At 68.5% G+C, this 16,625-nt stretch carries 16 protein-coding genes and 2 pseudogenes; 12 read left to right on the top strand and 6 right to left on the bottom strand.

Annotated features, from left to right (window positions below; translation table 11 throughout):
• The first annotated feature begins 154 nt into the window (after positions 1 to 154).
• The 7 genes from leuS (at position 155) to G4Q83_RS03840 (ending at position 7,034) form a co-directional block, all read left to right on the top strand.
• Positions 155 to 2,797: a leucine--tRNA ligase gene (leuS, locus tag G4Q83_RS03870; RefSeq protein WP_128421595.1), complete on the top strand. Its 2,643-nt coding sequence runs from the start codon at positions 155 to 157 to the stop codon at positions 2,795 to 2,797.
• Positions 2,798 to 2,939: 142 nt separating this feature from the next.
• Positions 2,940 to 3,542, top strand: coding sequence for an LPS-assembly lipoprotein LptE (locus G4Q83_RS03865; protein ID WP_128421594.1), 603 nt, complete (start codon positions 2,940 to 2,942; stop codon positions 3,540 to 3,542).
• 84 nt (positions 3,543 to 3,626) lie between these two features.
• Positions 3,627 to 4,661 carry a DNA polymerase III subunit delta gene (holA, locus tag G4Q83_RS03860; RefSeq protein ID WP_128421593.1) on the top strand — a complete coding sequence of 345 codons (1,035 nt, stop codon included), beginning with the start codon at positions 3,627 to 3,629 and terminating at the stop codon, positions 4,659 to 4,661.
• Positions 4,658 to 5,488 carry a nicotinate-nucleotide adenylyltransferase gene (gene nadD, locus G4Q83_RS03855; RefSeq protein ID WP_128421592.1) on the top strand — a complete coding sequence of 277 codons (831 nt, stop codon included), beginning with the start codon at positions 4,658 to 4,660 and terminating at the stop codon, positions 5,486 to 5,488. The genes holA and nadD overlap by 4 nt, the downstream gene beginning before the upstream one ends.
• Before the next feature lie 56 nt (positions 5,489 to 5,544).
• A complete protein-coding gene (rsfS, locus tag G4Q83_RS03850; protein ID WP_128421591.1) occupies positions 5,545 to 5,958 on the top strand; it encodes a ribosome silencing factor in 414 nt (137 codons plus the stop codon).
• Positions 5,951 to 6,124, top strand: coding sequence for a hypothetical protein (locus G4Q83_RS03845; protein ID WP_158255071.1), 174 nt, complete (start codon positions 5,951 to 5,953; stop codon positions 6,122 to 6,124). Before rsfS ends, G4Q83_RS03845 begins: the two co-directional genes overlap by 8 nt.
• A gap of 310 nt (positions 6,125 to 6,434) precedes the next feature.
• Entirely contained in the window at positions 6,435 to 7,034 is a 600-nt protein-coding gene (locus G4Q83_RS03840) for a hypothetical protein (protein WP_146095467.1), read from the top strand.
• Positions 7,035 to 7,111: 77 nt separating this feature from the next.
• On the opposite strand, the pseudogene G4Q83_RS03835 reads toward G4Q83_RS03840, so the two are convergent.
• The 5 genes and pseudogenes from G4Q83_RS03835 to G4Q83_RS03815 all read right to left on the bottom strand — a co-directional run bounded on the left by G4Q83_RS03835 (position 7,112) and on the right by G4Q83_RS03815 (position 12,283).
• Positions 7,112 to 7,862, bottom strand: a pseudogene (locus tag G4Q83_RS03835) (IS5 family transposase).
• Between the two features lie 531 nt (positions 7,863 to 8,393).
• Positions 8,394 to 8,864 carry a 23S rRNA (pseudouridine(1915)-N(3))-methyltransferase RlmH gene (rlmH, locus tag G4Q83_RS03830; protein ID WP_128421721.1) on the bottom strand — a complete coding sequence of 157 codons (471 nt, stop codon included), beginning with the start codon at positions 8,862 to 8,864 and terminating at the stop codon, positions 8,394 to 8,396.
• A gap of 123 nt (positions 8,865 to 8,987) precedes the next feature.
• A pseudogene (locus tag G4Q83_RS03825) lies at positions 8,988 to 9,786 on the bottom strand (IS5 family transposase).
• Between the two features lie 185 nt (positions 9,787 to 9,971).
• Positions 9,972 to 11,102 (bottom strand): PilT/PilU family type 4a pilus ATPase, encoded by a 1,131-nt coding sequence (locus G4Q83_RS03820; protein WP_128421722.1) that lies wholly within the window; start codon positions 11,100 to 11,102, stop codon positions 9,972 to 9,974.
• 143 nt (positions 11,103 to 11,245) lie between these two features.
• The gene (locus tag G4Q83_RS03815) at positions 11,246 to 12,283 is read right to left on the bottom strand and encodes a type IV pilus twitching motility protein PilT (RefSeq protein WP_128421723.1); all 1,038 of its coding nucleotides are present in this window, start codon (positions 12,281 to 12,283) and stop codon (positions 11,246 to 11,248) included.
• Positions 12,284 to 12,372: 89 nt separating this feature from the next.
• On the opposite strand from G4Q83_RS03815, the gene G4Q83_RS03810 reads away from it, so the two are divergent.
• The 5 genes from G4Q83_RS03810 to G4Q83_RS03795 all read left to right on the top strand — a co-directional run bounded on the left by G4Q83_RS03810 (position 12,373) and on the right by G4Q83_RS03795 (position 15,450).
• Positions 12,373 to 13,059: a YggS family pyridoxal phosphate-dependent enzyme gene (locus G4Q83_RS03810; protein WP_128421724.1), complete on the top strand. Its 687-nt coding sequence runs from the start codon at positions 12,373 to 12,375 to the stop codon at positions 13,057 to 13,059.
• Between the two features lie 290 nt (positions 13,060 to 13,349).
• On the top strand, positions 13,350 to 13,793 hold the full coding sequence (locus tag G4Q83_RS22940; RefSeq protein WP_246432270.1) for a hypothetical protein: 444 nt from the start codon (positions 13,350 to 13,352) through the stop codon (positions 13,791 to 13,793).
• On the top strand, positions 13,793 to 13,999 hold the full coding sequence (locus G4Q83_RS22935) for a hypothetical protein (RefSeq protein WP_246432269.1): 207 nt from the start codon (positions 13,793 to 13,795) through the stop codon (positions 13,997 to 13,999). The genes G4Q83_RS22940 and G4Q83_RS22935 overlap by 1 nt, the downstream gene beginning before the upstream one ends.
• A gap of 139 nt (positions 14,000 to 14,138) precedes the next feature.
• On the top strand, positions 14,139 to 14,981 hold the full coding sequence (gene proC, locus G4Q83_RS03800) for a pyrroline-5-carboxylate reductase (protein ID WP_128421725.1): 843 nt from the start codon (positions 14,139 to 14,141) through the stop codon (positions 14,979 to 14,981).
• Positions 14,982 to 14,994: 13 nt separating this feature from the next.
• On the top strand, positions 14,995 to 15,450 hold the full coding sequence (locus G4Q83_RS03795) for a DUF4426 domain-containing protein (protein ID WP_128421726.1): 456 nt from the start codon (positions 14,995 to 14,997) through the stop codon (positions 15,448 to 15,450).
• Positions 15,451 to 15,535: 85 nt separating this feature from the next.
• On the opposite strand, the gene G4Q83_RS03790 is transcribed toward G4Q83_RS03795, so the two are convergent.
• A complete protein-coding gene (locus tag G4Q83_RS03790) occupies positions 15,536 to 16,552 on the bottom strand; it encodes an IS30 family transposase (protein ID WP_185817341.1) in 1,017 nt (338 codons plus the stop codon).
• Positions 16,553 to 16,625: the final 73 nt, after the last annotated feature.

The raw sequence follows: 16,625 nt of genomic DNA, 5'->3' as shown, positions 1-16,625 counted from the left end.
CGGCTCTTCCCCGACGGTCGGCGCGCCGACCGGCATGCGCGCGCGATCCGCCGGGCCCGGCCCGGGCGGCACCGCTCGTCGCCGGGATTGGAGCGGCCTGCTGCGCTGCGGTACCCTTGCCTGCTTTGTTGCCGCCTGGCCCTTGTCCGTTTCCATGTCCTCCGTCGAGCCCACCGCCTACGACCCGCAGCAGGTCGAATCGTCCGCCCAGCAGTTCTGGGACGCCACCCGCGCCTTCGAGGTCGACGAGACTTCCGACAAGCCCAAGTTCTACTGCCTGTCGATGCTACCGTACCCGTCCGGTGCGCTGCACATGGGCCACGTGCGCAACTACACGATCGGTGACGTGATCAGCCGCTACCGGCGCATGACCGGCAGGAACGTGCTGCAGCCGATGGGCTGGGACGCGTTCGGCCTGCCGGCCGAGAACGCCGCGATCAAGAACCAGACCGCGCCGGCCAAGTGGACCTACGCCAACATCGAGCACATGCGCAGCCAGCTCAAGTCGCTGGGCTACGCGATCGACTGGTCGCGCGAGTTCGCCACCTGCCGGCCCGGGTACTACGTGCACGAGCAGCGCATGTTCACCCGGCTGATGCGCAAGGGCCTGGCCTACCGCCGCAACGCGGTGGTGAACTGGGACCCGGTCGACCAGACCGTGCTGGCCAACGAGCAGGTCATCGACGGCCGCGGCTGGCGCTCCGGCGCGCTGGTGGAAAAGCGCGAGATCCCGCAGTGGTTCCTGCGCATCACCGACTATGCGCAGGAACTGCTCGACGGCCTGGATCAGTTGCCGGGCTGGCCGGAATCGGTCAAGACCATGCAGCGCAACTGGATCGGCCGCTCCGAAGGGCTGGAGATCCAGTTCGAGGTGCGCGACGCCGACGGCGCCGCGCTGGATCCGCTGCGTGTGTTCACCACGCGCCCGGACACGCTGATGGGGGTGACCTTCGTCTCCATCGCCAGCGAGCATCCACTGGCGCTGCATGCGGCCAGGTCCAACCCGCAGCTGGCCGCGCTGCTGGCCGATCTGAAGCAGGGTGGCGTCTCCGAGGCGGAACTGGAGACCCAGGAAAAGCGCGGCATGGACACCGGCCTGGTGGCGGTGCATCCGATCAGCGGCGAGCAGGTGCCGGTGTGGGTCGCCAACTTCGTGCTGATGGGCTACGGCACCGGCGCGGTGATGGCGGTGCCAGGCCACGACCAGCGCGACTTCGAGTTCGCCAACAAGTACGCGCTGCCGATCCGCCAGGTGATCGCGCTGAAGGCGCCGAAGCACGACGAGGAGCGCAGCTACGACCCGACCCGCTGGCAGGACTGGTACGGCGACAAGAGCCGAGAGCTGGAACTGGTCAATTCCGCCGAGTTCGACGGGCTGGACCACTGCGGCGCGTTCGAGGCGCTGGCCGAGCGCTTCGAGCGCAAGGGCCAGGGCCAGCGCCGCGTCAACTACCGGCTGCGCGACTGGGGCGTCAGCCGCCAGCGCTACTGGGGCTGCCCGATCCCGGTGATCTATTGCGCCAGCTGCGGCGCGGTGCCGGTGCCGGAAGACCAGTTGCCGGTGGTGTTGCCGGAGAACGTGGCGCTGAGCGGCACCGGCTCGCCGCTGAAGACCGATCCGGAATGGCGCAAGACCACCTGCCCGCAGTGCGGCGCGGCGGCCGAGCGCGAGACCGACACCTTCGACACCTTCATGGAGTCGAGCTGGTACTACGCGCGCTACACCTCGCCCGGCGCCAGGGACATGGTCGACAAGCGCGGCAACTACTGGCTGCCGGTGGACCAGTACATCGGCGGCATCGAGCACGCGATCCTGCACCTGATGTACTTCCGCTTCTTCCACAAGCTGCTGCGCGACGCGCGCCTGGTGGACAGCGACGAGCCGGCGACCAACCTGCTGACCCAGGGCATGGTGATCGCCGAGACCTACTACCGCGACAACGACGACGGCTCCAAGGACTGGATCAACCCGGCCGAAGTGGACGTGCAGCGCGACGAGCGCGGCCGCATCGTCGGCGCCGCCCTGGTCGCCGACGGCCAGCCGGTGCGGATCGGCGGCACCGAGAAGATGTCCAAGTCCAAGAACAACGGCGTCGATCCGCAGGCGATGGTCGGCAAGTACGGCGCCGACACGGTGCGCCTGTTCTCGATGTTCGCCGCGCCGCCGGAGCAGTCGCTGGAGTGGAACGAGGCCGGCGTCGACGGCATGGCGCGGTTCCTGCGCCGGCTGTGGGCGCAGGTGCACCGGCATGCCGCCGACGGCGCCGCCCCGGCGCTGGACGCGGCCGCGCTGGGCGCCGAGCACAAGGCGCTGCGGCGCAAGGCCCATGAGACCATCGGCAAGGTCGCCGACGACTACGGCCGCCGGCACAGTTTCAACACCGCCATCGCCGCGGTGATGGAACTGACCAACGCGCTGGCCAAGTTCGACGACGCCGGCGAGCAGGGCCGCGCGGTGCGCCAGGAAGCGCTGGAAGCGGCGGTGCTGCTGCTCAACCCGATCACCCCGCATGCCAGCCATGCGCTGTGGCAGGCGCTGGGGCATGCGCCGACGCTGCTGGAAGACCTGCCGTTCCCGCAGCCGGACCCGACCGCGCTGGTGCGCCAGGCGCTGACCCTGGCGGTGCAGGTCAACGGCAAGCTGCGCGGCACCATCGAAGTGGCCGCCGACACCCCGCGCGAGCAGATCGAGGCGCTGGCCCAGGCCGAGCCGAACACCGCCAAGTTCCTGGAAGGCCTGAGCATCCGCAAGATCATCATCGTGCCGGGCAAGATCGTGAACCTGGTGGCGGCGTGAACCAGCGCCGCATCGCCGCCGTGCCGCGCCCGGACGCCGCGCCCGCCGGTGCGCGTCCCGGCGCTTCTCAACCCTCGTTCACGCGGCATCCGGCAGGCTGGCGCCTGTTGCCGAGCCCAGCCGGCTCCTCCAGACTGTGTCCATGACCCGATTCCTGCTCGCCCTCGTCTTCGCGACGTCCCTGACCGCCTGCGGCTTCCACCTGCGCGACAAGCTGACCCTGCCGGCCGGCACGCCCTCGGTGAAGGTGGTCTCCTCGGCGCCGTACAGCGAGCTGGTGAAGCTGCTCGAGCGCGGCCTGCGCGCCGCCGGCGCGGAGATTGCGCCGAAGGACGTCAACACCGGCGTGGCGCGCCTGGAAGTACTGTCCGAGCGCTGGGGCGACCTGCCGATCGCGCTCGACGCCGAAGGCCGCGCCCAGGAATACAGCCTGCGCTACGCGGCGATCTTTGTATTCCGCCGCGCCGACGGTAGCGATCTGGTGCCGCAGCAGGTGATCGAGCTGTCGCGCGACTACGTGTCGCCGCCGACCGACGCCACCGGTACCACCACCGAGCGCGAGATCCTCGCCGACGAGCTGCGCCGCGAGATGTCGGCCTCCATGCTGCGCCGGATCGACAGCGTGGTGCGCGCCGAAGTGCGCGACGGCAAGAACGTCAATGCAGCGCCGCCCGCCGCGACCGGCACGCCGGTCGAAGGCAAGCCGGCCACCGGCACGCCGCCGGCGACCACGCCGCAGCCTTGATCCGCCGCGCGCCGCCTGCCGCAGTACGACCGCCCGCCGCGGGCGCTGCGCCGGCGGCGCGCTGACCCGTCCCAGGCTGCCGCCATGGAATTGCGTCCCGAACAACTCGCCACCCAGCCGGCGTCGCAGCCGCTGCATCCGGTCTACCTGATCGCCGGCCCGGAAACCCTGCGCGTGCTCGAGGCCGCCGACGCGGTACGCACGCGTGCCCGCGCCGAAGGCATCGGCGAGCGCGAGGTGTTCGACGCCGATGGCCGCGATTTCGACTGGAGCCAGCTGTATTCCAGCTTCAATGCGCCAAGCCTGTTCAGCTCGCGCCGGCTGATCGAACTGCGCCTGCCCAGCGGCAAGCCCGGCAAGGAAGGCGGCGAGGTGATTAGTGCGTTCTGCGCCGATCCGCCGCCGGACGTGGTGCTGCTGATCACCTGCAACGAATGGAGCAAGGCGAACCAGGGCAAGTGGGCCGACGCCGTGGGCCGGCTCGGCGTCATCACGGTGGCCTGGGCGATCAAGCCGCACGAACTGGGCGACTGGATCGAGCGCCGCCTGCGCAGCAAGGGTCTGCGCGCCGATGCCGGTGCGGTGCAGCGGCTGGCCGAGCGGGTCGAGGGCAACCTGCTGGCGGCCGCGCAGGAGATCGACAAGCTGGCGCTGCTGGCCGACGGGCAGCGCCTTGACGTGGCGGCGATGGAGTCGCTGGTCGCCGATGCCGCGCGCTACGACGTGTTCCGCCTGGCCGAAGCCACCCTGGCCGGGCAGGCGCCGGCGGTCGGGCGCATGCTCGTCGGCCTGCGCGCCGAGGGTGAAGCGGTAGCCGCGCTGCTGCCGATCTTGATCAAGGAGCTGCTGCGCACCGCGGCGCTGGCCAGGGTGCAGGCGGCCGGCGGCAACCTGGCCGCCGAGATGAAGGGGCAGGGCATCTGGGAGTCGCGCCAGGCGCCGTTCAAGCGCGCCCTGCAGCGGCATGTCGAACCGCGCCGCTGGGAGCGCTTTGCCGCCGCGGCCGGGCGTATCGACCGCATCGCCAAGGGCCGCGCCGACGGCGACGCCTGGATCGCGCTGGAACGCCTGCTGCTGGCCATCGCCGAGGCGCGCGCGGTGCGGCTGTTGGTGGTATGAATCTCGGAACGCGGGACGCGGGACGCGGGACGCGTAACGGCGGGATCCCGGCGAGTGCGGGCGCTGTGGGCGGTAGCGCGGAACAGTCTCTGCAACTCCTGTTGTCGCCGGCGTCCGGATTTTCCGCGTCCCGCGTCCCGCGTCCCGAGTCTTGGCCACTGCAACTGATCTACGGCGGCACCTTCGACCCCGTCCACAACGGCCACCTGGCGATCGCGCGGGCGGCGCGCGATGCGTTCGGCGTGCCGGTGCGGCTGATGCCGGCGGCCGATCCGCCGCATCGCCATGCGCCCGGTGCGAACGCGCGGCAGCGCTGCCGGATGCTGGCCCTGGCGATCGCCGGCGAACCCGGGCTGCTGCTGGACCAGCACGAATTGCAGCGCGCGCTGGCGCAGCCGGGCGTGGCCTCGTACAGCATCGACACGGTGCGCGAGCTGCGCGCCGAACTCGGTGCGGCCGCGCCGCTGGCGCTGCTGATCGGCGCCGACAGCTTCGTCGGCTTCACCGGCTGGCGCGACTGGCGCGGCTTGCTCGACGCGGCCCACCTGGTCATCGCCGATCGCGCCGGCAGCGGCTGGGAACGCGCCCTGCCTCCCGAACTGGCACAGGCGGTGGCGGCACGCTGGGCCACCTCGCCGCAGGCGCTGGGCACCGCGCCGGGCGGTCTGCTGTGGTGTCTGCGGCAACCGCTGCGCACCGAATCGGCCAGTCAGGTGCGCGAGTGCATCGGCGCCGGTGGCGATTGGGCGCCGTTGCTGCCGGCTGCGGTGGCGGACTACATCCGCGCCGCCGGGCTGTATGCGCCGGCCGCGCGTGGCGCCAGCTGAATACGCGGCTCCGTACAGTTCCCTATAATTCGCCCCATTCCATCGAGTCCGCACCTTTGTCCAGCCAAGCCCACGTCATCAAGACCCAGCTCCCCAACCCGCCGCCGCCGTTGCCGGTGCTGCTCGCCCACGTCCGCAACGCGATCGAAGAACTCAAGGCCAAGGACGCGGTGGAAATCGACGTGCGCGGCAAGTCCAGCGTCACCGATTACATGATCGTCGTCTCCGGCACCTCCACCCGCCACGTCAAGTCGATCGCCGACGAAGTGATCAAGCACGCCAAGAAGCTGGACGTGATGCCGCTGGGCGTGGAAGGCGAACGCGAGGCCGAGTGGGTGCTGGTCGATCTCGGCGACGTGGTGGTGCACGTGATGCTGCCGCGGGTGCGCGAGTTCTATGCGCTGGAGCGGTTGTGGACGGTCGGCGACCAGCCGCCGAGCGACGCGGACGACGACGCGCGCGATGCCTGATCCGACGCCCCGGCGCGACGACGCGCCGGTGGCGGCCGCAATCGCGGACCTGCCGCTGTCGGCGCTGCTGCCGTCTTCCGGCCGCGCGCCGCGCAGCGTCGCGGGCGAGCGCTTCGCCACGCTCCTCGTGCAGTTGGAGCGCTGTCGCGGCGAGCTCGCCGCCTGACGCCAGGCTTTGCCGCGCTGGCAGCAACGCTTCCACGAGCAGGTGCGGCCGTTGTTGCAACGGCGCGACCGATTGCAGGCGGAGCGGGTGCTGGCATGGGATGCGGCGTGCATGGCGCGGAAGCCGGGCAAGGCCGATCGCGCCGCGCTGTCGGCGCAGATCTGCGCGCTGGCCGAGCCGTTGATCGACGAGGCCGGCCGGTCCGAGCTCAAGCCGCTCTACGACCGCCATGCGGACACGTGTTTCGACCAGCGCATCGCTGCCTCGGATGCGGCGTTGCGGGGGATGATCGCCGCACATTTCGGCGTGGATGCCGATGCGCTGCCCTGGCTCGCCGCAGGCGCTGTTCGAGCGCCTGCAGCAGCGCTGGCAACAAACCCGGGCCGCGGCGGCTGCGCGCAAGGCGAAGAAAGCGCCGCGCGCCGCACCGACGGCGGCGTGCGCGGCGCCGGCCGCGCTGCGCGCGCTGTACCGCAGGCTGGTCGCGGCCCTGCATCCGGACCGCGAGGCCGATCCGCCGCAGCGCGCGCGCAAGACCGCGTTGATGCCACGGCTCAACGCGGCCGACGCCGACGCCGACCTGCTCGGCCTGCTCGAGTTGCAGCTGCAGGCTGGCCAGATGGACGCTGCAACGCTCGGGAGCATGGCCGAACCGCGCATCGAGCGCTACAACCGCATGCTCGGCGAGCAGCTGCAGGCGGTGCGCGACGAACTGCGGCGGATCGATGCCGCGTTCAAAGCCGACTACGCCGTGTTCGGCGCGCGCCGGCTCAAGCCCGAGCGCCTGAACGCGGCGATGGCTGAGATCAAGCGCGCGCTGCACGAGGACATCGACGTGCTGGCCGGGGACCTGCGCGAATTGCAGCGCGCGCCGATGTTCCGCCACTGGCTCAGGCGGCAGCGCACGTAGGCGCCCGAGGCATCGCGCGAAGCCATGCGGTTCCGGGCCCTGCTGGAAGACGCGCAACGCGGCGCTAGGGTCCGTCGTCAATTGAGCAGGATGGCTGAGGCGATCCAATAGATCGCTCCGAGGAAGTTGCAGGCGGTCTTGTCGTAGCGGGTGGCAATGGCCCGGTACTGCTTGAGTTTGGCAAAGAAGTTCCCGTTCGGAGTCGATCCTTGTACATCGCCCGGTCGCAGCCGCGCTGCACTTTGCGCGTGGGATGGGAGGGGATCGCGATCTGCGTCCCCTGTCGCTGCATGGGCTCAATGATCCGAGCCCTGGCGTCGTAGGCTCGGTCGGCGAGCAAGGCCCCGACCGACCATCCTGGCAAAGCATCTGCACCTTCCAGATCCGAAGCCTGGCCCGCGGTGAGATGAAAGGCCAGCGGATTGCCCAGTGCATCGACCACGGCGTGGATCTGGCTGCTCGGTCCGCCGCGGCTGCGTCCGCTGGCCTGCGGCGCCCCCCTTTTGCCCCGGCGCTGTGCTGATGCGCCCGGACAATGGTGCTGTCGATCATCGCGTACTCGTTGTCCGCATCCTCTGACAAGACCTGGAACACCCGTTGCCAGAGGCCAGATCGGCTCCAGCGGCTATGGCGCAGGTGGATCACGCGGAAATCGCCAACGCGCTCAGGCAGATCTGGCCAGGGAGTAGCGGCCCGGTAGCGGTAGAGGACGGCCTCGACCAACAGCCGGTTGTCCTTGGCGGTCACACCGAGATGGCCGGCTCGGCCGGGGAGCAGATCGCGGATGCGATCCCATCGATCATCTCGCAGGGCGTAGCGGCGTGCCATGACGGGGCAAGGCAGGAAGGGGGCGACAGGTATCCCCCCTTCAGCGCAATTGATGACACGACCTGGCGCGCTGCGTTCGCCTGCGGTTGCAGGATGCACAGCCTGGGCGAGCGGCGCCGGGCGCGGTCCACGCCACCGCCGCGCGGCCGCTGCGACGGATCGCCACTCCGCGCAAACGACTGCAGCTGAGCAGCTTCCGCATCGGTGAGTTCGAGGAGGGGTTTGGGCCGGCCGTTTCGCATCGCGTTATCTCCAGAAAGGCAGCGTAAGCAAATGCATTTTTTATGCCGTATATTTACAGGACAGGACATTAGCCCACAAAGCCGCAGCCCCGCAAAGCGGCCCGAAGTAGAGCTAAACCCTCGTCCTGTATAAGCTTCTGAGTCCTCAACGATTTTCACTGGGACTTGACACAGGCCCTTTTTTGTCTACGGCGATGGCGTCTGGGATACCGTGGCGGCATCCGACGATGCTACGGCCAATGCGCCGTGGCGAGTTGGGCGGTGGCTGCAGCCGACCGGCAATCAGCAATCAGGCGCGATGGTAAGGATGGTTGGCCAGCATCGCCGCGGCGCGGTACAGCTGTTCGGCCACCACCAGGCGCACCAGCATGTGCGGCAGGGTCAGCGGCCCCAGCGACCAGGATTCGCTGGCCGCGGCCAGCACCTCGGGCGAATGGCCCTCGGGGCCGCCGATCAGCAGCGCCAGGTCGCGGCCCTGGCCGCGCCAGTGTTCCATGCGCTGCGCCAGCTGTTCGGAACTGAGCGCCTTGCCAGGTACGTCCAGCGCGACCACCCGCGCGTTCTTCGGCAGCGCGGCGAGCACGCGGCGGCCCTCGTCCTCGATCGCGCGCTGCGCATCGCGGCCCTTGCCGCGCAGCCCCGGTTCGATCTCGACCAGTTCCAGCGGCAGCCAGTGCGACAGGCGCTTGCGATACTCGGCGAAGCCCTGCGCCACCCAGGCGGGCGCACGTTCGCCGGTGGCGATGAGTCGGCATTTCATCCGCGCATGATAGCCGTCGCTCGTTGCCAGCGTCGCTGTGTCAACGCGCGCGGATCGTGCTGGCGAGTGCGGATGGCCAGAGCAATACGGCCATTGCCGCGCGCCTGGGGCCTTAGAACCTGTTCACGATCTTTTGAGTAGTAGTGTCAGGCATGCCAGGTGGATGAACTGCAAGCTGGTGTTGAGCTTACGCTCGCAGTTCTTCCATAGCCTTCGGTTCTTTTCCAGCCACGCAAAGCTGCGTTCGACGCTCCAGCGCTTGGGCATGACCTTGAAGGTGTGCAGTTCGCTGCGTTTGGCGATCTGCACCGTGACTTGCTTGCCCAGGATCTCTCGTACGCCTTCGGCGAATGGTTCTGCGGTATAGCCGCTATCGCACAACAGGCTTTGCACGTGTCCCAGGTTCGGCTTGCAACGATCCTGGGATTGGAGCGCGCCTTTGCGGTCGGTCACTTCCGCCCTCGTCACCGCGACCGCATGCGGCAGGCCTTGGGTATCGACGGCGATGCGACGCTTGATCCCCGAGACCTTCTTGCCCGCGTCATAACCCTTCTGGCCAGCCGTGTCCGTGTTCTTCACGCTCTGTGCGTCCACGATCAAGAACGTGCTGCAAGCGTTGCGCCCCTGTCTCTGGCGGGCCGCGCCCCCCTGATTTTTTGAGCGCCCGCTCCAGCAGGCTGACTCCTTCATCGTCTGGTTCGTTCCACTTGGCAAAGTAGCAGTGCACGGTGCGCCACTTCGGGAAGTCGCTGGGCAGCGCTCGCCACTGACAGCCGGTGCGCAGCAGGTACAGCACCGCGCACCACACGTCCTACAGATCCACGGTCCGTGGCTTGGTACGCTTGCGCGCCTGCTCCAGAATGGGGCGGATCTGCTCGAACCGCTCCCGGCTCATGTCACTCGGATACGTCTTTGTGCGCATCCGCAGAGTTTGCACTACCCGGGAAAGATCGTGAACAGGTTCTTAGAACCCGAGGCTTTTTGTCTGGTGCAAGAACGCCGATTTCATCCTCGCCTCCGTTGCGCGTGCGACCATCAAACTTACTTAAGCTTAATTCGTGAGACATCACACGCTAGGCTGCGCAGAACCCGACCAATCGGCAGCGCTCAACGCACCTCCGCGATCTCCACCCCGTCCAGGCCCTGCGCCAGGGTTCTGGCGTCGCCGCCCTGGGCGAGCTTGATGCGCAGGCGCACTTCGTTCTGCGAGTCGGCGTGGCGCAGTGCGTCCTCGTAGCTGATCTCGCCGGCCTGGTACAGCTCGAACAGACTCTGGTCGAAGGTCTTCATGCCCAGGTTGGTGGATTCCTTCATCACGTCCTTGAGCTTGTGGATCTCGCCTTCGCGGATGTAGTCCTGCACCAGCGGGGTGCCGAGCATGATCTCCATCGCCACGCGGCGGCCCTTGCCGTCGGGCGTCGGGATCAGTTGCTGGGCGACCACGCCGCGCATGTTCAGCGACAGGTCCATCAGCAGTTGGCTGCGGCGGTCCTCGGGAAAGAAGTTGATGACCCGGTCCATCGCCTGGTTGGCGTTGTTGGCGTGCAGGGTGCACAGCACCAGGTGGCCGGTCTCGGCGAAGGAAATCGCGTGGTCCATGCCTTCGCGGGTGCGCACCTCGCCGATCATGATCACGTCCGGGGCCTGGCGCAGGGTGTTCTTCAGCGCGTTCTCCCAGCTGTCGGTGTCGATGCCGACTTCTCGCTGGGTGATGATGCAGCCCTCGTGCTTGTGCACGAATTCGATCGGGTCTTCGATGGTGATGATGTGGCCGGTGGAATTCTGGTTGCGATAGCCGATCATGGCCGCCAGCGAGGTCGACTTGCCGGTGCCGGTGGCGCCGACGAAGATGATGATGCCGCGCTTGGTCATCGCCAGGGTCTTGATCACCGGCGGCAGGTTCAGTTCGTCGACGGTGGGGATGCGGGTCTCGATCCGGCGCAGCACCATGCCGACCTGGTTGCGCTGGTAGAAGCAGCTGACGCGGAAGCGCCCCACCCCGGACACACCGATGGCGAAGTTGCACTCGTGGGTCTTCTCGAACTCCTCGCGCTGCGCCGGGGTCATCACGTTCAGCACCAGGTCGCGGCTCTGTTGCGGGGTCAGCGGCGTCTGCGTGATCGGGGCGATCTTGCCGTGCACCTTGATCGCCGGCGGCATGCCCGAGGTGATGAACAGGTCCGACGCCTTCTGGTGCGCCATCAGTTTCAGGAACGAGGTGAAGTCGATGGTGCTCATTCGCTTGAGGCTCCGGGACTGGGGACTGGGGACCGGGGATTCGAACAGCGCAAGCCGCCACGTCCCGATCCCGCCCTGTCCATCAATGAAAGATCAAACCGCAATAGATCGCCTTACCGAGTCCCGAGTCCCCGGTCCCGGCCTCACTCGAAGACCCGCTTGTCCTTGGCGTACTCGCGCGCCTGGTTACGGGTGATCAGGCTGCGCTTGACCAGGTCCTGCAGGTGCTGGTCCAGGGTCTGCATGCCGTTCTGCTGGCCGGTCTGGATCGCCGAGTACATCTGCGCCACCTTGTCCTCGCGGATCAGGTTGCGGATCGCCGGGGTGCCGACCATGATCTCCCACGCCGCGGTGCGGCCGCCGCCGACCTTCTTCAGCAGCGCCTGCGAGATCACCGCGCGCAGCGATTCGGACAGCATCGAGCGCACCATCGGCTTCTCGCCGGCCGGGAACACGTCGATGATGCGGTCGATGGTCTTTGCCGCCGAGCTGGTGTGCAGGGTGCCGAACACCAGGTGGCCGGTCTCCGCGGCGGTCAGCGCCAGGCGGATGGTTTCCAGGTCGCGCAACTCGCCGACCAGGATGATGTCCGGGTCCTCGCGCAACGCCGAGCGCAGCGCCTCGTTGAAGCCGTGGGTGTCGCGGTGCACTTCGCGCTGGTTGATCAGGCACTTCTGCGAGGTGTGCACGAACTCGATCGGATCCTCGACGGTAAGGATGTGGCCGTATTCGTTCTTGTTGATGTAGTCGATCATGCCGGCGAGCGTGGTCGACTTGCCCGAGCCGGTCGGCCCGGTGACCAGGATCAGGCCCTGTGGCTGGTCGATCAGTTGGCGGAAGATCGGCGGGCAGCCCAGGTCCTCCAGGGTCAGCACTTCCGAGGGAATGGTGCGGAACACCGCGCCGGCGCCGCGGTTCTGGTTGAACGCGTTGACGCGGAAGCGCGCCAGGCTGGGAATCTCGAACGAGAAGTCGACTTCAAGGAACTCTTCGTAGTCGCGGCGCTGCTTGTCCGACATGATGTCGTACACCAGCCCGTGCACCTGCTTGTGGTCCAGCGCCGGGATGTTGATGCGGCGCACGTCGCCATCGACCCGGATCATCGGCGGCAGGCCGGCGGACAGGTGCAGGTCGGAGGCCTTGTTCTTGACCGAGAACGCCAATAGTTCAGCGATATCCATACGCTGCTTTTTCCCCTTGGGCTGCGATTGGAAGAATGATCCCGCGGGCGGCAGTATAGCGCCCTTCCCCCTTGCCAGAAGCGCCGCCCGTGAGCCTTTCCCCGTTGCAGCAGATTCGCCTGGACATGGACCGCGCCGCCGCCGCCGTGCAGCGCCCGCCGGCCCGCTTGCTGGCCGTGTCCAAGACCCAGCCGGCCGCGGCGGTCGCGGCCCTGGCCGCGCAGGGACAGCGCGCGTTCGGCGAGAACTACGTGCAGGAGGCGGCGGGCAAGATCGCTGAACTGGCGGCGCTGGAGCTGGAATGGCACCTGATCGGCCACCTGCAGTCGAACAAGGCCGAGCAGGCGGCCGCGCTGTTCGACTGGGTGCAGACGGTGGACCGGAGCAAGCTGGTCGGCGCCCTGGCTAGGCACCGCCCGGCGCAGCGGCCGCCGCTGAACGTGCTGATCCAGGTCAACATCGACGACGAGACCAGCAAGCACGGCTGCGCGCCCGGCGAGGTGGACGCGCTGGCCGCGGCCATCGCCGCGCACCCGACGTTGCGGCTGCGCGGGCTGATGGCGATCCCGGCGCCGTTCCCCGAGCAGGCGCCGCGGCGCGCGGCGTTCCGGCGCATGCGCGCCCTGCTCGACGGCCTGCATGCGCGTCATTCGGATGCCGATACCCTGTCGATGGGCATGAGCGGCGACTTCGCGCTGGCCGTCGCCGAGGGCACGACGATGGTGCGGGTGGGCACGGCGCTGTTCGGGAGCCGCACGCCGTGTGTGGCGCCATGAGCGCGTCTGCCGTGCCGGCAGGCGATGAAGCACGCGCCGCCCGGCACGCCGCCGTTCAAACCGGATTAAGCGACATCGAAATCATGTCGTAATGCAACCTCCTGGAAAACATTGCGTTTCCCCATCAGCGGAAAACCTCGTCCGACGCGGCGGAGCACCCCTGCACCACGGTTTCCAACCGTTAAGTCGGTCAGACCTTGGATCGAAAAACTCCGCTTCCATGGCGGCGACCGCGGGCTCTCCGCCGTCCATCGCCGAATGCGCTCGGCTCGTACGAGGTCAATAAGAAAATGGATGCATCGACCAGATTGCCGCTCGCCTCCTGCGTCATCGGTCTGCTGCATGTCCCAGCCGCGATGGCGGCGCCGGCGGCGAGCGGGGCGTGGACAGCGGACGATCCGCTGCTGACGCCTGCCGAGGCCAGCGCGCGCAATGCGTGGCGCGACACCATGGCGCACCGGCCGACACCCGCGGAAGGCTGTTTCCACGCCACCTATCCCGACACGGACTGGCAGGCGGACACCTGCAAGGTGCTGACCCGTCATGTCCATCCGGTCCTGCGCCGCGTGCACTGGGGAGCCACGGAAGCGACCGGCAACGGCTATGACTACGCCCTGCAGTCCAGCAGCCTGATCCGCAAAATCGTCGGCAGCTTTCCCCAGGTCAGCGGCGCCACCTCGGAAAGAGGCGTCGGCATGTACGGCGGCGGCGGCATTCTCGGCCCCAACGAATAGTGGTGGGCAATGCCGCCGGTTCGCGCGCGAACTTCAATTGCGGCTCATCGGTCACGGTCAAGCTGGCGGTCCGCAACGGTTCCACCGCCGCGCCGACCTGCGCCGCCAATGCCGGCACGACCGGCGAAACCAACAATCTGAACCTGGGCAGCTGCACCGCCGCCGGCGGCTCCATGCCGTCGATCACGTTCACCGAGGCCAACTGAACCACCGCGCTGGCAATGCGGCCTGTCGCCAGGGGGGGCCGCGGCCGCCGCGCGCGCGGCGCCGAACCCCGGCGGCCGGGCTGCCGATCGGCAGTGCAGCCGCTATCATGGGCGCCCCTGCGTTCCTGGCGCCCTCGCCATGCTTCCTGCCGACTCCGACTCCCGCAGCACCGGCATCGCCTTCATCGGCGGCGGCAACATGGCGCGCAGCCTGGTCGCCGGGCTGGTCCGCCAAGGTGTCGCGCCCGCCACGATCCGCGTCGCCGAGCCGGTCCCGGCGCTGCGCGCGGCGCTGGCGGCGGACTACGGCGTGCACGCTGTCGCCGCGACGGCGGAAGCGGCCGATGGCGCGGCGCTGTGGGTGCTCGCGGTGAAGCCGCAGGCGCTGCGCAGCGTGTGCGGCGAGCTGGCGGCGCTGGCCGCGGTGCAGCGGCCGCTGCTGCTGTCGATCGCCGCCGGCATCGCGCTGCGGCAACTGGACCGCTGGCTGGGCGGCGGGCACGCGCTGGTGCGGGCAATGCCGAACACGCCGGCGCTGCTCGGCGCCGGGGTCACCGGCCTGTTCGCCAACGCGCGGACCAGCGCCGCGCAGCGGCGCCAGGCCGAGCAGTTGCTGGCCGCCGCCGGCGTGACCGTCTGGGTCGAGGACGAGGCGCTGATCGACGCGGTCACCGCGGTTTCCGGCAGCGGCCCGGCCTATGTGTTCCTGCTCGCCGAAGCGATGGAGGCAAGCGGCATCGCCCAGGGCTTGCCGCCCGCTGCGGCACGCACGCTGGTGCTGCAGACCGTGCTCGGTGCGGCGCGCATGCTCACCGAATCGGGTGAGGCGCCGAGCGAACTGCGCCGGCGGGTGACTTCGCCGAACGGCACCACCCAGGCCGCGCTGGAGGCGTTCCAGGCCGGCGGCCTCGAGGCGCTGACCGCCGCCGCCATCGCCGCCGCGGCCGCGCGTGGCCGCGAACTGTCCGCCGCCAACGACTGACCCGGAGCCGCCGATGCGCCGCCTGCCTGCCGCCGCCATGCTCTGCATCGTCCTGGCCGCCTGCTCGGCGCAGGACGCGCCGCGCCGCGCCGCGCTCGTCGCGGCAACGCCCGCGCAGGCCGACCTGGGTGCGCTGCGCGTGCACTACAACGCGCTGCCGACGCTGGCGATGAGCGACAGCGTCGCGCGTCGCTACGGCATCGCGCGCGACGCCGATACCGCGCTGGTGGTGATCGCGCTGCGCCGCGTGCAGGATGGCGAGGAATTGCCGGCAGCCGGCCAGGTGCGCGCCGTCGCCACCGACCTGGGCGGGCGCCGGCAGGCCATCGCTTTCCGCGAAGCGGCGACCGACGCCTATACCGACTATGTCGGCACGGTCCGCATCAGCGAGCACGACCAATTGAACTTCGAAGTGGACGTACGCGGCGCCGACGGCGCAGGCACGGTACGCTTCACCCGCAATTTCTAGTCGCAGGGCGCGGCAGCGGCGCAGGCTGCGCCGCTCGCGGGAGCTTCGGCCGCGCCGGGCGGAGCGCCAGCTTCACTGGGCGGTCTCAAGATTCAAGTGCAACACGTGATTTGAACGCTGCGATGTCCGCTTCCATTGCCTCGCTAGGCGTCTTCCAGCCAAGTGTCTGGCGAGGGCGAGTGTTCATCAGCAACGCGATGTGATTGAGGTATTCCTGGCTGACGGCGGATAGGTCCGCCCCCTTGGGCAGGAACTGGCGAAGTAGACCGTTGGTGTTCTCATTGCTTCCGCGCTGCCACGGTGCGTGCGGATCGGCAAACCACAGGTCGATGTTCAACCGTTCCATCAGCTCGGCATAGCGCGTCATTTCGGTGCCACGGTCATAGGTCAAGCTGGTTCGCATGGATGCGGGGAGCTTCTTCATCTGACGGGTGAAACCTTCCAGTGCGTCTGTGGCGGTGCAGCCGTCCATCCGGCACAGCACCACAAAACGCGTCTTGCGCTCCACCAGGGTGCCAGCACAGGAACGATTGAACGCTCCCTTGATCAAGTCACCTTCCCAATGTCCTGGGACCAACCGCTGTTGCACCTCTTCGGGTCGGTGCACGATCCGCGGTTCCTCAGGCACCCAGCTGCGTTTGGCGGCGGTCGTGCGCCGTGATCCCCGGGACGGCCTGCGCTGGCGCAACGCCTCCACAAGCTCCTTTTTCAGGCCGCCGCGCGGGTGCGCGTAGATCGTGGCGTAGATGGTTTCGTGACTGACGCGCTGGGCAGGATCATCCGGGGACATGAGGAGCAGCTTGGCAGCAATCTGCTGGGGCGACCAGCGCCACAGCACCAGATGATCGCGCACCATCTGGAATAAATCCGTTCCCGGTGTCAGCCGTCGCCGCCGAACGCTGTGCTGACGTCCTGTCCGGTAACGCATGGCTGCCTCTCGAGCACGGTAGACCGTGGCTTGCTGCCTGGCCAGCTCCCTGCTCGATGTCGACGGGCTTCTATCCAGCAGCCTGGATATCGAGCGTAAGCTCTGACCACGTCGCGTTTCGATTTGGAGTACCGCGCGCTCTTCTGCGCTCAGGTGGAGATAGCTTCTTGACATGCATACACCCTACTGGCTGAGAGGGTGTTGCGCTTGGAAGTTGAGTCTAAGCTGCGACCGCAGCCTGCCGGGT

Source organism: Xanthomonas theicola, from assembly GCF_014236795.1.
Lineage (GTDB): Bacteria > Pseudomonadota > Gammaproteobacteria > Xanthomonadales > Xanthomonadaceae > Xanthomonas_A > Xanthomonas_A theicola.
The sequence above is the reverse complement of the archived record's forward strand: the minus strand, read 5'-3'. Positions and strand labels throughout refer to the sequence as shown.

Bases quoted from the DNA above. Each gene is read 5' to 3' on its own strand.
- nadD (WP_128421592.1), top strand. From the start codon at position 4,658: ATGAATCTCGGAACGCGGGACGCGGGACGCGGGACGCGTAACGGCGGG.
- G4Q83_RS03790 (WP_185817341.1), bottom strand. From the start codon at position 16,552: ATGTCAAGAAGCTATCTCCACCTGAGCGCAGAAGAGCGCGCGGTACTC.
- G4Q83_RS22940 (WP_246432270.1), top strand. From the start codon at position 13,350: ATGGATGCATCGACCAGATTGCCGCTCGCCTCCTGCGTCATCGGTCTG.
- proC (WP_128421725.1), top strand. From the start codon at position 14,139: ATGCTTCCTGCCGACTCCGACTCCCGCAGCACCGGCATCGCCTTCATC.
- leuS (WP_128421595.1), top strand. From the start codon at position 155: ATGTCCTCCGTCGAGCCCACCGCCTACGACCCGCAGCAGGTCGAATCG.
- G4Q83_RS03865 (WP_128421594.1), top strand. From the start codon at position 2,940: ATGACCCGATTCCTGCTCGCCCTCGTCTTCGCGACGTCCCTGACCGCC.
- rlmH (WP_128421721.1), bottom strand. From the start codon at position 8,864: ATGAAATGCCGACTCATCGCCACCGGCGAACGTGCGCCCGCCTGGGTG.
- G4Q83_RS03815 (WP_128421723.1), bottom strand. From the start codon at position 12,283: ATGGATATCGCTGAACTATTGGCGTTCTCGGTCAAGAACAAGGCCTCC.
- G4Q83_RS03795 (WP_128421726.1), top strand. From the start codon at position 14,995: ATGCGCCGCCTGCCTGCCGCCGCCATGCTCTGCATCGTCCTGGCCGCC.
- holA (WP_128421593.1), top strand. From the start codon at position 3,627: ATGGAATTGCGTCCCGAACAACTCGCCACCCAGCCGGCGTCGCAGCCG.
- G4Q83_RS03845 (WP_158255071.1), top strand. From the start codon at position 5,951: ATGCCTGATCCGACGCCCCGGCGCGACGACGCGCCGGTGGCGGCCGCA.
- G4Q83_RS03820 (WP_128421722.1), bottom strand. From the start codon at position 11,102: ATGAGCACCATCGACTTCACCTCGTTCCTGAAACTGATGGCGCACCAG.
- G4Q83_RS03840 (WP_146095467.1), top strand. From the start codon at position 6,435: ATGCCGATGCGCTGCCCTGGCTCGCCGCAGGCGCTGTTCGAGCGCCTG.